Source organism: Hymenobacter sedentarius (genome assembly GCF_001507645.1).
Classification (GTDB): Bacteria; Bacteroidota; Bacteroidia; order Cytophagales; family Hymenobacteraceae; genus Hymenobacter; species Hymenobacter sedentarius.
This window is the reverse complement of record NZ_CP013909.1, coordinates 2089750-2105127: the sequence shown is the minus strand read 5'-3', so window position 1 is coordinate 2105127 and position 15378 is coordinate 2089750. Positions and strand designations below refer to the sequence as shown.

General features: G+C 61.3%; 13 protein-coding genes. 2 read left to right on the top strand and 11 right to left on the bottom strand.

Annotation, left to right across the window (positions count from 1 at the left end):
- The first annotated feature begins 110 nt into the window (after positions 1-110).
- Complete coding sequence (locus tag AUC43_RS08790; protein WP_068192004.1) at positions 111-779, top strand: response regulator; 669 nt, start codon at positions 111-113, stop codon at positions 777-779.
- Between the two features lie 93 nt (positions 780-872).
- Here AUC43_RS08790 and AUC43_RS08785 read toward each other — a convergent pair whose 3' ends face one another.
- Positions 873-1571, bottom strand: coding sequence for a DUF1345 domain-containing protein (locus AUC43_RS08785; RefSeq protein WP_157781000.1), 699 nt, complete (start codon positions 1569-1571; stop codon positions 873-875).
- A 136-nt stretch (positions 1572-1707) separates the two neighbouring features.
- On the opposite strand from AUC43_RS08785, the gene AUC43_RS08780 reads away from it, so the two are divergent.
- Positions 1708-3198 carry a nicotinate phosphoribosyltransferase gene (locus AUC43_RS08780; RefSeq protein WP_068192000.1) on the top strand — a complete coding sequence of 497 codons (1491 nt, stop codon included), beginning with the start codon at positions 1708-1710 and terminating at the stop codon, positions 3196-3198.
- A gap of 11 nt (positions 3199-3209) precedes the next feature.
- Here the strand turns inward: AUC43_RS08780 and AUC43_RS08775 are convergent, their stop codons facing one another.
- The 10 genes from AUC43_RS08775 to pyrE form a co-directional block, all read right to left on the bottom strand.
- Complete coding sequence (locus AUC43_RS08775) at positions 3210-3626, bottom strand: hypothetical protein (RefSeq protein WP_068191998.1); 417 nt, start codon at positions 3624-3626, stop codon at positions 3210-3212.
- 160 nt (positions 3627-3786) lie between these two features.
- Positions 3787-4884 carry an AIR synthase-related protein gene (locus tag AUC43_RS08770; protein ID WP_068191995.1) on the bottom strand — a complete coding sequence of 366 codons (1098 nt, stop codon included), beginning with the start codon at positions 4882-4884 and terminating at the stop codon, positions 3787-3789.
- A 165-nt stretch (positions 4885-5049) separates the two neighbouring features.
- Entirely contained in the window at positions 5050-6552 is a 1503-nt protein-coding gene (gene purF / locus AUC43_RS08765) for an amidophosphoribosyltransferase (protein WP_068191993.1), read from the bottom strand.
- An 86-nt stretch (positions 6553-6638) separates the two neighbouring features.
- Positions 6639-7340, bottom strand: a complete 702-nt coding sequence (gene purN / locus AUC43_RS08760) for a phosphoribosylglycinamide formyltransferase (RefSeq protein ID WP_233254135.1) — start codon at positions 7338-7340, stop codon at positions 6639-6641.
- Positions 7341-7356: 16 nt separating this feature from the next.
- The gene (purD, locus tag AUC43_RS08755) at positions 7357-8649 is read right to left on the bottom strand and encodes a phosphoribosylamine--glycine ligase (RefSeq protein WP_068191991.1); all 1293 of its coding nucleotides are present in this window, start codon (positions 8647-8649) and stop codon (positions 7357-7359) included.
- Positions 8650-8667: 18 nt separating this feature from the next.
- Positions 8668-9051, bottom strand: coding sequence for a nuclear transport factor 2 family protein (locus tag AUC43_RS08750; RefSeq protein ID WP_068191990.1), 384 nt, complete (start codon positions 9049-9051; stop codon positions 8668-8670).
- Between the two features lie 8 nt (positions 9052-9059).
- Positions 9060-10478, bottom strand: coding sequence for a phosphoribosylaminoimidazolesuccinocarboxamide synthase (locus tag AUC43_RS21775; RefSeq protein ID WP_071885848.1), 1419 nt, complete (start codon positions 10476-10478; stop codon positions 9060-9062).
- A gap of 18 nt (positions 10479-10496) precedes the next feature.
- A complete protein-coding gene (locus AUC43_RS08740) occupies positions 10497-11477 on the bottom strand; it encodes a phosphoribosylformylglycinamidine synthase subunit PurQ (protein ID WP_199243522.1) in 981 nt (326 codons plus the stop codon).
- Positions 11477-14581 (bottom strand): AIR synthase-related protein, encoded by a 3105-nt coding sequence (locus AUC43_RS08735; RefSeq protein ID WP_068191988.1) that lies wholly within the window; start codon positions 14579-14581, stop codon positions 11477-11479. Before AUC43_RS08735 ends, AUC43_RS08740 begins: the two co-directional genes overlap by 1 nt.
- A gap of 135 nt (positions 14582-14716) precedes the next feature.
- Positions 14717-15343: an orotate phosphoribosyltransferase gene (pyrE, locus tag AUC43_RS08730; protein WP_068191987.1), complete on the bottom strand. Its 627-nt coding sequence runs from the start codon at positions 15341-15343 to the stop codon at positions 14717-14719.
- Between the last annotated feature and the right edge of the window lie 35 nt (positions 15344-15378).

Here is a 15378-nt window from a genome sequence, read left to right as displayed (position 1 = left end):
CAAATAGAAGCATCCCCGTATAAATACGGATAGGGCTTTGCCGTATAACGGGATTAGCCCAACTTTGCGGGCCGCCATTCGTTCTCGATGCTCCTAACTCCTTATTTGCTATGACCCGTATTTTGCTAGCCGATGACCACACCATTTTGCGCGACGGCATCCGGGCGCTGCTCTCTGCCGATGCCGACCTTGACGTAGTGGGCGAAGCCAGCAACGGCGCCGAAGTCCTGTCCATCCTCGAAAACACTCCCGTCGACGTCGTCCTGATGGACGTGCAGATGCCCGTCCTCGACGGTTTTGCCACGGTGCCCGAGCTGCGCCGCCGCTTCCCCGACGTAAAAGTGCTGGTGCTCACCATGCTCGACCACGAAAACTACGTGACCCGCATGCTGGAAGCCGGCGCCCAAGGCTACGTGCTCAAGAATGCGGCCATCAGCGAAATCACCTACGCCATTCGCACGGTGGCCCAAGGCAACCCCTTCCTGTGCACCGAAATCGGCCTGAGCATGCTCTACAAAGCAGTGGCGCAGTCTACTACCCCCAATATCGCCGGCCTCACCGACGACTCCGGCGACCACCACGGCGCCGACCTCACGGCCCGCGAGCTGGAAGTGCTCAAGCTCATTGCCGAAGGCCTCACCAACGGCGAGATTTCCGACAAGCTCTTCACCAGCAAGCGCACCATCGAAACCCACCGCCAGAACATCATCGCCAAAACCCAGGCCAAGAACACCGCCGCCCTTATCAAGCTCGCCGTGAGCCGGGGCCTGATTTCTTAGTCAGTTATCAATTAACATTTAACAGCCGTTCTATCTGCCCTAATTGAGGTGATAGAACGGCTGTTAAATGTTAATTGATAACTGTTAAATGTGTTAAATGAGCGACAGCAGGCCACCCAGGGCGCTGATGCTCAGGGCCACGATGGCGGTGTTGAAGCCAAACGAAATGATGGCGTGCACCAAGGCCGTGCGGCGCTGCCGCTTGCCGGTGATGGTGACGTCGGCGGTTTGGGCAGCCATGCCGATGGTGAAAGCAAAATAGGCGAAGTCGAGGTAATCGGGCTCGGGGTCGTCGCCGGGAAAGCCCAGGCCGCCCCGGTCGCTGCCCTTGGCCTTGTCCATGTCGTAGTAGTTGTGGGCGTAGTGCAGCGTGAACACGGTATGCACCAGCATCCAGGACTGCAGCACCGCCGCGGCGCTGAGGAAAACGTGCCGGCTCACGAGGCCCGGCGGCAACGATTTCATGGTGCCCAACAAGGCCACCACTGCCAGCAGGCTGGCCAGCGAGGCCAGCACCAGAAAGGCGAAAGCCAGGGGCCGGCTCGGGTCCTCGTAGTTGGCCACCTTGCGGATGGTGGCGGCATCGGCCGTAAACACCGCCATGCCCACGAGCACCAGCGTAGTGGCCGCACAGGCATCCCAAGCGGCCACCCAGCGGCTGGCACTGTCGATGCCGGCCGGGGCCAGCAGCCAGGCCGTAGCCCCCAGCGCAAGGCCCAGCAGCACCCGGTACCGGGCATGCATCTGGCCCACGCGGTGTGCAAAGCGAAAAAAGGCGGAGGTTTGTGGCACGGCTGGCAAAGTAAGCGGGTAAACCCCGACCGCTGGCCAATGGCACCCGCTCAGCACCCGGCGTTGCGTTGCGGGTTTCAAATTGAGCCAAATGTTGTTTTATCCGTAAGCAGGCCCTTACCCCTTTGCCACGCTCATGAACGCTGCTCCCCTCTCCGGGCTTTACGCTCCCTCGCTCGCCCTCGTCACCGACCTATATCAGCTCGCCATGGCCTACGGCTATTGGCAGCAGGGCATGCAGGACCGCGAGGCGGTGTTTCACCTGTACTTCCGCAAAGCGCCGTTCGCAGGCGGCTACGCCGTGGCGGCAGGCCTGGCGCTGGCCGTCGATTGGGTCGAAAACCTGCGCTTTTCCGACGAGGACTTGACCTATTTGGGCAGCCTCACCGGCAGCAAGGGCGCCGCGCTATTTCCGCCCGAATTCCTGGAGTACCTGCGCAACCTGAAGTTCAGCTGCGACATCGACGCCATTGCAGAAGGCACCGTGGTGTTCGGCAACGAGCCGCTGCTGCGGGTGCGCGGCCCCCTGCTACAAGCCCAACTGCTGGAAACGGCCTTGCTCACGCTCATCAACTTCCAGACCCTTGTGGCCACCAAAGCCGCCCGCATCCGCGAAGCCACCGGGCCCAACGACCGGGTGCTGGAGTTTGGCCTGCGCCGCGCGCAGGGGTTCGATGGCGGCCTGGGAGCCAGCCGGGCGGCTTACCTGGGCGGCGCCGATGCCACGTCCAACCTGCTGGCCGGGCAGCGCTACGGCATCCCGGTGCGCGGCACCCACGCCCACAGCTGGGTGCAGGCGTTTCCCGACGAGACGCAGGCATTTTCGGCCTACGCGCAGGCCTTTCCCGATGATTCCGTGTTTCTGGTTGATACCTACGACACCATCGAGGGCGTGCGCCAGGCCATTAAAGTGGCCCGCGCCATGCGCGCCAACGGCCACGAGCTGGCCGGCATCCGCCTCGATTCGGGTGACCTGGCCTACCTAAGCCGCGAGGCCCGCGCCGTGCTCGACGAGGCCGGCTTCACCGATACGCACATCGTGGCCAGCAACGATTTGGAGGAAAACCTCATCACCAGCCTCAAACAGCAAGGCGCCCGCATCGACACCTGGGGCGTGGGCACCCAGCTAATCACTGCTTATAACCAGGCTGCCCTCGGCGGGGTCTACAAACTGGCCGCCCTGCGCAAAGCCGACGATTCGGGCTGGGACTTCACGCTCAAGCTCTCGGAGCAAGTGGCCAAAACCAGCATTCCCGGCATCCTGCAGGTGCGCCGCTACCTCAACGAGTACGGCAAGCCCCGCGCCGACATGCTCTACAACACCGCCGAGCCCCTCCCCGACCAGCTCACCATCATCGACCCAGCCGACATCACCCGCCGCTTAGCCATCAAGCCCGAAACCAAGTTTCGCGAACTGCTGGAGCCCGTATTCCGCCAGGGCAAACGGGTATTGGACCTGCCCACGCTGGCCGAAAGCCGCGCCCACGCCCAGCGCGAAGTGCAAAGCCTGGACCCCAGCGTCCGCCGCTTCCTCAACCCCCACACCTTCCCGGTCGGGCTGGAAATGGGGCTGAATGACTACCGCACCAAGCTGATTCTGGAGAAGCGGCCGGTGCGTGGGGCGTGAGCAACGTCAAATTAATTGAAGTTCCATTCGCACCAAAAGTCGAAGCCTTGGCTATTTAGCTCAGTCCTGTCTTTTTCATCGAGCCGCATCACCACATAATCTTCATGGGTTATTGTCCCGAGAAGAAGCACATCTTCCTGATAAAAAGCAGGGTCTTCTGAATCGTAGTTATCCCAGTCTTTGTAAGTTTTTCTTTTCACCTCAGCAATCACCTCTGGCGTCAATAAGAAGCGGTTTGTAGCCGCATACGTCCTATTGATATTCTCAGGCAAAGGCACTTCTGCAGCAGTGAATGCTGCTGGAAACGGAGCTTTTGAGAATGTCCGGCTTACCTCGAAATGGGTTGCACTCTCTATAACTCTATCCACCAATAACTGCCACGCCTTTTCAGGGAGGTCATCGAAATTGTCGTTACAATAATATTTCATTCTCTGGGAATGTTTAAGTAACTCACCAAACGGTCATGCTGAGCGTAGCCGAAGCATCTCGCGTGCAGCCACTAATCCTTACGATTGGTTTGCTACCCCACGCGAGATGCTTCGGCTACGCTCAGCATGACCGTTCTGTGTTTCTCAGTTAATCCGAAGTCTACGCGTACCGCAACTCCCCCGAGCCCACGCGCAGCGTCACGCCGCTTTCGGCGGTGAGGTAGCCGGCTACTTGGGCATCGTACCCGCTGGCTTGCAGCGACGCCACTACCGCAGCCGCTGATGCTTCTTCAGTCACCAGCAGCATGCCGGTGCCCATATTCCAATAGAGGTAAGCGGTTTCGGGGGTGATGTCGCCGATTTCGCAGAGGCGACGCATGGCAGGCAGGGGCTCAAACAGGTTATCCAATACCGCGCCAAGGCCGTTTTTAAGCACGCGCTGGAAGTTATCGGCCAGGCCGCCGCCAGTGATGTGGGCCACGCCGTGCAGCGGCAGGCCGGCATCGAGCAGGGCCGCCACGCCGGGCGCGTAGATGAGCGAGGGCGCGAGCATGGCATCGCCCCAGGTCGGGTACTCACCGGCGTCGAGGCCGTCGTAGTCGGCTTCGTGCCAGTTGTCGCCGAAGGCTTTATGCAGGGTTTTGCGGGCCAGCGAGTAGCCGTTGGAGCGGAACGAAGGCGAGCGCAGGGCCACTACCACGTGGCCGGCTTGGGCGGTTTTGCCGCTCAGGGGCTGGGCCAGGCTGGGGTGCAGCACCCCGATGGCGGTGGAGCACCAGTTGAAGTTCATCTTGGCGCCCGGCCAGCCGCCGATGCGGTTGCCCAACTCGGCAATTTCGCCGCCGGTGATGGCGATTTGGGAGAAGTTGGCGGCGTCGTGCAGGCCGCGCATCATCTGGTCTACCACGTCGTAGTTGAGGTGGTTCACGTCGATGATATTGGAAAGGTTGGTGGGCACGAAGCCGGCGGCGATGAGGTCGTCGGCCGTCATGGCGATGAGGTCGTAGCCGAGGGTGTCGTACTTGTTCAGGCGCTCGGCCACTTCAATCTTGGTCCCAATGCCGTCGGAGCTGATGCCCAGCCGTTCCGCGCCGAAGCGGATTTCGTTGGAGAAGCCGCCGTCGAGGTCTTGAGCTGGCTCGCCGGGCTTGCCTTTGCGGTTCTGGAAGGTTTTTTTCGACCAGTTGTAGGCGTTGCGCGAGGCGGCGTTGCCTTCTTCGATGGAGTAGCCGGCGGGGTTTTCGGGGGATGCAGACATTGTGATTTGGGGCGAGAAAAACTCGTAAAAACTGCTTAAAAGCCCGTCATGCTGAGCGCAGCCGAAGCATCTCTACTGCGCAACTAGCTCCATCAAGTGGATTAGCATTGCGGTAGAGATGCTTCGGCTGCGCTCAGCATGACGGGCTCGGAATTCAATTAAAGTTTAGTGTTCCGTAGGCTCGGGTGCTTTGGCGCTCACCGACAGGTTTTTCTTGCCTTTTTCGGGGCGGTGGCTGGCGCGCTCTTCCTGCACGTGGCGCAGGTAGTGGGTTACGTCGCCGGTGGGGTACTTGCCCGAGAAGCAGGCGAAGCAGCTGCCGCCGTGGCCTTTTTCTTCCGCAAACAGCTCCTGCAAATCCTCCAAATCCTGATAGATGACTTTGTCGGCTTCGATGTAGCGGCAGATTTCGTCTTCGGTGTAGTTGGCCGCAATCAGCTCGGTGCTCATGGCCATGTCGATGCCGTAGATGCAGGGCGACACGATGGGCGGCGCGCTGGAAATGAAGTACACCTCGGTAGCGCCAGCGTCGCGCAGCAGGCGCACGATGCGGCGCGAGGTGGTGCCGCGCACAATGCTGTCGTCGACTACGGCCACTTTCTTGCCTTCCACAAACTCACGGATGGGGTTGAGCTTCTTCTTCACCACATCTTCGCGGCCGGCCTGGGTGGCCACGATGAAGGAGCGGCCCATGTGGTTGTTCTTCACCAGCGCGCGGCGGTAGGGCACGCCAATGGCCTCGGCTAGGCCAGAGGCCGAGAAGTAGCCGCTGCTGGGCACGTCAATCACCATGTCGGGCTTGATGCCGGCATTGGCCACTTTGCGGGCCAGCACCTTGCCCAGGCGCACCCGCTCGCGGGCCACCAGGCGGCCGTGAATAACGGAGTCTTCCCGGGCAAAATAGATTTGCTCGAAGGCGCAGAAGTTCTTGGGCAGCTCGTAGGGGTTCTTGTAGTGAACCTGGAAGTTATTGTCGATGAAAATGGCCTGGCCCGGGCCCACGTTCTCAACAAACTCAAACCCCAGAAAATCAAAACAGGTGCTTTCGGAGGCGAACGCATAAACGGGGCCGCCCTCGGTATTGCGCCTACCCAGCACCAGGGGCCGGATGGCCAGCGGGTCGGTGAAGGCCAGCAGGCCGTGGCCGGCAATGAGCGTGATGGTGGCGTAGGCGCCTTTCACCAAATCCTGCGTGGTTTCCACGGCGTCGAAAATATCGACAACGGACAGGTTAGCCAGGTTTTTCACGCGCAGCTCCGACGCGAAGGTGTACATGATGAGCTCCAGGTCGTTGGTGGTTTTGGGCAGCACGTGGTATTCCTCGTGCAGGCGCTTGGCCACGTCGCGGAAGTTGATGACGTTGCCGTTGTGCACCATCGCCAGGCCAAACGGGTAGCTCGTGGTGAAGGGCTGGGCCAGGTTCGAGTCGTTGGCACCCTGGGTGGTGTAACGCACGTGGCCAATGCCGCTGTTGCCCTTCAGCTTCTTCACGTGCTTCTTCTTGAACACGTCATTCACCAAGCCCTGGCCCTTGTGCAGGTGGAACGAGGAGCCGTCGAACGTGGCAATGCCGGCCGCGTCCTGCCCCCGGTGCTGCAGGGCGGTGAGGCCAACCACCATATCAGCCACTACGTCGTCGGGGCCATGAAAACCTACTATTCCACACATTAGATTGGGGGATTAAGTCTTACTAAATATTGTATGTCATGCAGAGCGCAGCGAAGCATCTTGCTCGATTCGTTGAGTTAGCTTGGTTACGGCTGCATGCGAGATGCTTCGCTGCGCTCTGCATGACGTTCTTTTTTGATTAATTCTGCCAGGGTTTCAGCATAAAGCCGGTGCTCCACGGCCAGCCCGCGGCGCTCCACTTCGGCCAGGGTTTCGGCCCCGCGCAAGTCCACTGGTTCTTGAGCCAGAATGGGCCCAGTGTCGAGACCTTCGTCAACCAAATGCACGGTTATTTTGGTTTCAGTCAATTTGTTATCGAAGGCCCACTCGTAGGCGTGCAGGCCCTGGTGTTGGTGCGTATCAGCGGGATGAATGTTGAGAATACGCCCCGCAAACGGCTGAATAAACGCCGGCGACAGGATGCGCATGTAGCCCGCCAGCACCACAAAATCGGGCTGATACTGCTGCAGCATCGCGGCCGCCTCGGCATCAAACGTTTCGCGCTTGCGGCCCTGACTGGGCAAAGAAGCTATTGGACACCCCTGGGCCGCAGCTAGTTCCAAACCCGGCGCATCGGGCTTGTTGCTGAACACCACCGCCACTTCGGCCAAGTCTTGTAATACGCCGCTTTTGGCGGCTTGCACCAAAGACAGCATGTTGGAGCCGCGCCCCGAAATCAGGATGGCCAGGCGGGCTCTCCGATGCCCTTCGCCGAGCGTCCCCGCGCTTGCGCCGCCCATGAACTGGGATGCCTGATGGTTCGCTTCGGTGGGAGTAAGATTGCTCATGGCTGAGTTTTCAACTTCAATTTACGGCGCTCGCGCTTAGCACGGGCGCCGGACGCTGGGCAATGTCGGGGCGGTAGTAGGCATCCTGGAAGGTGACGCGGGCGCAGGCCTCGTAGGCAAGGGCGGTGGCCGCTTCCAAATCGGGGCCGTGGGCGGTGAGCACCAGCACGCGGCCGCCGTTGGTCACGAGCCGGCCCTCGGCATCGAGCCGGGTGGCGCCGTGGTAAGCCCGCACGTGCGCCGGCAAATTATCCAGCCCGATAATTGGGAAACCGGTGGGAAATTTCGGCGCCGGGTAGCCACCGGAAGCCAGCACCACGCCCACGAACGCGCCGGGCCGCTGCCGCACGGTTTGCTTGGCCAGCGTGCCATCCAATGTGGCTTCAATCAACTTGAGCAGGCTGCTGTCCAGAGCGGGCAGCAGCACTTCGGCTTCGGGGTCGCCGAGGCGCACGTTGTATTCCAGCAGCTTGGGGCCGCTGGGCGTGAGCATGATGCCGAAATACAGGAAGCCGTGAAACGCGAACTGCTCGTTTTGCAGGCCGCGCAGCGTGGGGTCGATGATGTCGCGCCGGATGGCGGCCAGCACGTTGTCGTTGGCGAAGGGCACGGGGCAGTAGGCACCCATGCCGCCGGTGTTAGGGCCCTGGTCGCCGGCCAGCAGCTGCTTGTGGTCCTGGGAGGTGGCCAGCAGCTTGATTTCGCGCCCATCGGTGAGGCCGATGATGCTGATTTCGGGGCCGGTCAGCTTTTCTTCCAGCAGGAAGGAAAACCAGCCCGTAAACTGCGTTTGCAGCTCGCTCAGGGCCGCTTCGGCTTCTTCCAGCGACGAGCACACGTACACGCCTTTGCCGGCGGCCAGGCCGTCGTACTTCACCACCACGTGCCCGCCTAGCTCGGCGGCTTTGGCGCGGGCCGCCGCGATGCTGTCGCTCCGGTACTGCCAGGACTGGGCCGTAGCCACGCCATGGCGGCGCATGAAGTCCTTGCTCCACACCTTGGAGCTTTCCAGCCGGGCCGCGGCGCGGGTTGGGCCAAACACCTTGATGTCGGAGCCGGCAAAGAAATCGGTGATGCCGGCCGCCAGCGGCGCCTCGGGGCCCACCACAATCAGCTTGGCTTCGTGCGCTTGGGCAAAGGCTTTCACCGCTTCAAATTCCAGCGGGTTGACGTCGGGGTGGCTGTTCGGAATGCCGGCGTTGCCAGGCAGCACGTGCACCGTGGCCCCGTCGCGGGTCAGCTTTTCGGCTAGCGCGTGCTCGCGGGCGCCGGAGCCCAGGAGTAGAAGGGTATAAATTGGTGGGGTCATATTGGGTAAGACAATCACTTAGCTGATGTCTTGAATGGAAGTAATGAGCCCGTCTTGGAAATTAAAAACGGATTGACCAGTGAGTTGAAACATGGTGCCGGCTTTCAAACCGTTGGGCCAGTCAACAGCAGTAATGGCAGAATAGTCAATATCAACTCTAGCGCATTCGGCATGCAAGCGAAAAGCCAAAATATGCTGGTGCCGCTCCATAAATAACTCCGTTGCCTGTGCCGCCTGTGTTTGAAAAGCAGCTTTTCCTTCGGTTCGGAGCGTCACGATACCATCGGCGACATTCTCAAATACTACGTTTGGATGCAGGCACGAGAGCATTCCGGCCACATCGAAGAGATTGTAGGCTTCGAGGTAGTTTTCGATAAGCTCTCGTGCTTGCTGTTCCGTCATGATAATTACTACAGCACGCGCAGCTCCGCGTCGGCGGCTTTCAGCTTGGCTTTGGTGGCTTTGATGTCCTGGTTGAGCCGTTCGCGCAGGCGGGGCAGGTTCAGGGCGCGCAGGGCGGCCTGGGCGGCGTTATCGGGGCGCACCACCGTGAGGTTGGGCGTGCCGCTGGGCATGATAACCGACGAATTGAGGTTCATGGCCAGCTCGGCGTAGTCTTTCCACGACGGGCAGCTAATGACGGGTACGTTTACGTTGGCCGCCAGCGCGCCGCCAAGGCTATTGGAGAAGCCAGCCACGGCGATGATGACGCCGGGCTCGATGCTGTTGTTCCAAATTTCGGCCATGTCGGCAATGACTTCACCGTTTTTATGAGCCGACGTAACGCGCAGCTGCGTGAAGATGCCGTAGCCCTCAAACTGGTCTCGGATTTTCAGGCAGTGCTCCTTATCTGCGGGCGAACTCATCACGATGTTCACCCAGGCGTCCTTCACCAGGCCGGCCTGCACCAGGTTGGCGAGCAGGCGGGCGCGGGAGTCGTGGCGGCCGGTGTGGGGCGCGTCGGTGGCTTCGGTTTCGGCGGTGGGCAGGGCCGAGCCGGTGATGCGCTGGTAGATGTCGAGGTAGCGGCGGCTGGCTTCTTGGGCCACTTCCGGCGTGAGGGCGCGGGGGTACTGGCCGTCCTGCTTGTTGGCGATGAGCCATTGGCGGACGTACTCCTTGTCCATCTGCTCAGCCGTTTCGGGGTTCTGGGCGTAGTCTTTGGCGCTCCAGAACCGGGACGAGTCCGGCGTGTGCATCTCGTCGATGAGAATCAGCTTGCCGTTGAGCAGGCCAAACTCATACTTGGTATCCACCAGAATAATGCCCTTTTCGGCCAGCAGCTGCGAGCCCACGGCAAACAGCATCTGGGACTTCACCGCCATCTGGTCGTAGAGCTCTTTGGTTACCCAGCCTTCGCTCACCAGGTTTTCGGGGGTGATTTCGCGGTCCGATTCCTCCTTGGTCGTGGGCGTCACGATGGAGTGCGGGAAGGGCTGGTTTTTGGTCAGCCCGTCGGGCACCGTCACGCCCGAAAACGTGCGCTGCCCGGCTTGGTAGCCGCGCCACATCGACCCGGTCAGGTACTGCCGCACTACCATCTCTACCTTGATGGGCTCGGCCTCCTTCACCAGCATAGCGTTGGCATCCACGAGCTTGATAACGTGGTTCGGGATGATGTGCTGGGTTTTGTCAAACCAGAAATTGGCCAGGCCGTTGAGCACCGCGCCTTTGTGCGGAATGGCCGTTTCCAGCACCGAATCAAACGCCGAAAGACGGTCGGTGACGATGATGAGCCGGTCGCCGGAGGGTGCGCGCAGGCTGTCGCGGACTTTGCCGCGGTGCAGCAGCGGGAGTTGGGGAGAAGCGAAGTGGGTGAGCGTGTTCATTGGCGACTGAACAGAAGACTAGTTCTGAGTGGCAAATTCGTTTTCCGCTGCCGTAGCGGCGGTACGCGAGTGGGCAATGTGCGCCACGATGTTCTTAAAAATCTGGAGCCCCTCCCCTTCCTCGGAAGCTGAAGGATTCAACCGCCGGCGCCGGGCCCAGTCCGGGTGGTTGTAGGCCGAGAGAAAGGCCTCCGGGTGTGGCATCAGGCCAAATACCTGGCCGGTGGGGTCGGTAAGGCCGGCGCAGTTCAGGGCCGCGCCGTTGGGGTTGAATGGGTACACGCCCGTGCCGTCGCCAGCGGCGTCGAGGTAGCTCAGGCAGTTGAGGCCCGCGGCTTCGATGCGCTGCTGGATGGCCGCGTCGGAAATCACGAGGCGGCCTTCGCCGTGGCGCACGGGCACTTCCAGCGTGTCGATGCCTTTGAGGAAGGGCGTTTGGGCGAGGGGGTTCACACGGAGCGTCACCCACCGGTCTTCGTAGCGGCCGCTGGCGTTGTGGGTCAGCGTGACTTCGGGCGTCACATGGCCGCTCAGGTTGGGCAGCAGACCCAGCTTCACCAGCACCTGAAAGCCGTTGCAGATGCCGAGTACAAACTTGCCGGCGGCGATGAACTCCTTAATGTCTTCGAGCAGCGTGCGGCCGCCGGCGCCGGTCTGGCGGTAGCGCAGCTTATTGGCCAGCACCACCCCCGAGCCTAGGTCGTCGCCGAAGGAAAAGCCGCCGGGGAAGTTCAGAATGTCGAAATCGTGGATGCTCACTTGCCCGTGCAGCACCTGGTTAAGGTGCACGATGGTAGCCTCCGCGCCCGCCAAACGGTAGGCCGCCGCGAATTCTTCTTCGCAGTTGATACCGAAGCCAGTCAGAATCAGTGCCTGCACCGCGCCGACCCGTTTGGGCTCATCAGCTTGTGCCTGGAATTGAACTTTATGTGCTACCCTAGTGGCATCTTGTACCATCTCAAAAGGCTTTTGGGCCGGAGGAAATGAGTCTTGTGCCATTACAATGAAGTTGAATGTGAAACATTAGCCACGTCGCCAACGCCTAGCAATTGATTAACAGGGCCATTAGTCCATATACTCCGAAGTACATCGGAGTCGGCCGAAATCACCTCGCGGCCGCCGTGGCGCACCACCAGGCGCGGCTCTTTGGTAACTGTGCCGAGGCGCGTGGCGCGGCTGCTGAGCAGTTGCTCAAAGGCCACCACGTCCTCCGGTGCCACCGTGGCCAGGAAGCGGGAATGCGACTCCGAAAACAGCTGCACTGGCAGCGGCAAGCCATTTTCCGGCAGCTCAACCGTGGCCCCGCAGTCGTAGCCAAAGGTGCATTCGGCTAGCGCTACGGACAGGCCGCCGTCGCTCAGGTCGTGGCAGGACTGAATCAGGTGTTGGTCGTTGGCCTGGCCCACGAGGGTATAAAGCGCCTTGGCCCGCTCGAAATCGACCTTGGGCACGTTGGCGCCGAGTTGGCCGTGCAGGGCGTAGAATTCGGAGCCGCCCAGTTCGTCGTGGGTTTCGCCGAGCAGGTACACTACGTCGTCGGCCTGCTTGAAGTCGCTGGTGATGGCGCGGCGCACGTCTTCCATCTTGGCCGTCATGGAGTAGAGCACGGTGGGCGGCACCGAAATCTTCACGCCGTCGGCCTTGAAGTCATTTTTCATGCTGTCCTTCCCGCTGGTGAGCGGGATGCAGTAGGCGGCTGTGGCATCGCGCAGGGCCTCGCACATGCGTACCAACTTGGCCAGCTTTTGCTTGCCATCGGGGTTAATGACGGGGTCGTACACCGAATCGGGCACGCAGAAGTTGTCGTTAACTGACCAAAAAATCCCGTCGCCGGGCGTCAGGTTGGGCAGCTTCCCTCCTACTGCGATAATCTGTCGCACGGCCTCATCGAATGCGCCGGCCGACATGTGGTAGGCGTCCAAATCGCCGTAGCGCGGCAGGATGCCGTTGCTCACGGCCACGCCTTCCCAACTCTCGAAATTGAAGCGCACCACGGCCGCGTCCTGCGGCGCCTGGCCCGTCGCGCCCATCAAGGGCTTCACAATGGTGCGGCCCTTCACCTCGTGGTCGTACTGACGAATGACTGACTCGCGCGAACAGATGTTGAGCGAGCCCAGCAACTGGCCCAGCGTGGCCGTGTAGTCGAATGAAGAATGAGGAATGAGGAATGAAGAACTGGCAGCCGCCATGGCTAATTCTTCATTCTTCATTCTTAATTCTTCATTCATTCCCGTCCACTCGGCTTCCAGAATTTTACGCGGCACGCCTTCGTGCAGGAACTCCATGTTGAGCCGCGCCACCGGCGCGCCATCGAAGCGCACGTCCAGGAAGCCATCGGCGGTGAAGTAGCCGATGTCGGTTAGCTCAACTTCCATTTCCTGGCCCAGGGCCAGCAGTTCGTTCATTTTGCCGGGCTCCACCACCAGCGTAAACCGTTCCTGCGATTCGCTCACGAAAATTTCCCAGGGCCGCAGCCCCGGGTACTTCAGCGGAACGCGTTCCAGTTCAACTACCGCGCCGCCGCTGATGCCGGCCAGCTCGCCCACGGAGGACGAGAGGCCACCCGCGCCGTTGTCGGTGCTGCACTTGAGCAGGCCGCGGCGGGCCGCCAGCAGCAGGAAATCCATCGCCAGCTTTTGGGTGATGGGCGAGCCGATTTGCACGGCCGTGGCGGGCGCGGTTTCGTCCAGCTCAATGCTGGAGAATGTGGCGCCGTGGATACCGTCTTTGCCCACCCGGCCACCGGCCATGATGATGCGGTCGCCGGCGTCGATGATTTTTTCCCAGGAATCCTTGCCCGCAAACTGCATTGGCATCACGGCGCCGGTGCCGCAGTACACCAGCGGCTTGCCGGCGTAGCGGTCGTCGAAGACGATGGCGCCGTTCACCGTGGGCACGCCCGACTTGTTGCCGCCGTCCTCAATGCCCTTGCGCACGCCTTCCAGAATGCGGCGCGGGTGCAGCTGCCCGGTGAGCAGCGGCCCGTCGTACTCAGGGTTGCCGAAGCACAGCACGTTGGTATTGAACAGCAGCTGCGCGCCGCCGATACCGGTGGCCAGCGGGTCGCGGTTGTTGCCCAAAATACCGGTGATGGCCCCGCCGTAGGGGTCAATGGCCGAGGGCGAGTTATGCGTTTCCACCTTCCACACAAACAGCGAGTCGGCGTTGATGCGCACGGCGCCGGCATTATCGGAGAACACCTTCACCAGCCAGTCGTTGCCGTTGGCGCGGAGCTGGCGGTCTACCTCGGAGGTGGCGTTTTTGATGTAGGTTTTGAACAGCGAATCGACCTGCTTCTCCTCGCCCGTTTCCAGGTCTTTGTAGTTGATGAGCGCCGAAAACTCCTTGTGCTTGCAGTGCTCCGACCAAGTTTGGGCGATGATTTCCAGTTCGCAATCCGTGGGGTCGGCGGGCAGGCCAGCGGCCCGGCGTTCGGCCTGCGTTTCAGCAGCGGCGAAGTAGTCGCGCACGGCCCGCATTTCTTCCAGGTTCAGCGCGTAGATGTTCTCTTTCGAGAGCTGTACCAAATCAGCATCGCTGCGGCCGGTTAGGGTAATGATTTCGGTGATGGCTTCGGCGCCGCCGCCGGGGCGCGGCGTGTAGTCGCGAATACCATCGGCCACGCGGCCCACTTCCAGCCAGTTGATGAGCTTGTTGCCGAGCAACTCTTCCGCAATGCGGCGCAGGTCAGCGGCCGGCAGGTCGTTTTCGAGCAGGTAGAGGCGCTTGCTGAAGATGTGCTGGGTGTGGGTGTCCAGCGGCTCGTTGAGCAGGTCGGCCAGCGCGTTTTGGGCCGAGGTGCCTTCGTCGTCGGTCACGCCGGGGCGGCGGGCCACCAGAATGTAAGTGGAAAAGCCGGGCGCGGCGGTCAGCTCGTTCAGGCGCACGTCGTGCAGCACCGGGTCGGCGAGGCAGCGGGTGGCGAAGTCGTTGAGCTGATTCTCGGTGAGCGGGTAGCGCACCGTGTAGAGGGCGGCGCTGCGCACGCGGCCAGTGGCCAGGCCTAGGTGGCGGGCGGCGGCCTCGGCCACGCGCTGGCCGTCGCCGTCGTGCTGGCCGGGTTTCAGCGTGAGCTGGATGGTGTGGGTGGTGTTGTCAGACATTAATAATATCGGAACGTCATGCTAAGCTTGCCGAAGCATCTCTACTGCACAACTAATTATTTACTATCACAACGAAGCGGTAGAGATGCTTCGGCAAGCTCAGCATGACGTTCAGGCTGGCGTATGAACAAAGCATCAAAACGCTTTTTCCGGCCGACTGCCGGGTTTCACCACCGGCACGCCGGCGGCGCACAGGGGGCAGGTATCGGGTGCAAAGGTCGCGGCTGTAACCGAAAGCAGAGCGAAATGTGGAAAATTCAGCCCACCTTTTCCGCCCGTCCGGTCGATTAGCGAGGCCACGGCCAGCACTTCGGCGCCCAGCTCGCGCAGCACCCGGGCGACTTCCAGCGTGCTTTTGCCAGTCGTTACCACGTCTTCGGCGATGATGACTTTCTCGCCCGGCTCGATGGTGAAACCGCGGCGCAGGGTCATCTGGCCTTCAGTGTCACGCTCGGTAAAAATGCCGGGCGTGCCCAGCTGCCGGGCCAGCTCGTAGCCTATCACCACGCCGCCCATGGCCGGGCCCACCACCACATCGGGCTGCAGGCCGGCTTCCTGAATCTGAGCGGCCAGCGCGGCCGCGGCCGGCGCGGCTAAATTGGGCCGGCGCAGGAAGCGGGCGCACTGCACGTAGGTATCGGAGTGCAGGCCCGACGACAGCCGGAAGTGCCCGCTTAGCAGCGCGTCTTCCTGCCGCAGCTGCCGCTCCAGCAAGCCGGCGTCGAGCGTAGCGGAAGAATGAATTTTGGGAGTTGGAGTCATTTCTTACAGAAAATCTAAGATGCAAAAAGCCGCTT